We start from the raw sequence: 242 nt of genomic DNA on the forward strand, positions 1-242 counted from the left end.
CCCGCGCGGCAATGGTCATGATCCAGAGCGCGGCAAGGAACAACAGGACGATCGTGCCCGTCTCCCAAATGCCGAACCAGATGATCACCAGCGGGATCAGCGCCAATGGCGGCACCGGTCGCAGGAACTCCACGATCGGATCGAACCAGCCTCGCACCCAGGAGCTGAGGCCCATGGCATAGCCAAGCGGGACCCCCACCAGCGCGCCAAGGGCAAAGCCCGCCAGCACCCGCAGAAGCGAC

General features: G+C 65.7%; 1 protein-coding gene. It reads right to left on the minus strand.

Going from position 1 to position 242, the window contains the following annotated elements; translation table 11 throughout:
* The coding region (locus R0J92_RS25905; RefSeq protein WP_411053800.1) for an ABC transporter permease at nt 1–242 on the minus strand (242 nt) is incomplete at both ends.

It is taken from the genome of Tritonibacter sp. SIMBA_163 (assembly GCF_046535935.1).
GTDB classification, from domain to species: domain Bacteria; phylum Pseudomonadota; class Alphaproteobacteria; order Rhodobacterales; family Rhodobacteraceae; genus Epibacterium; species Epibacterium scottomollicae.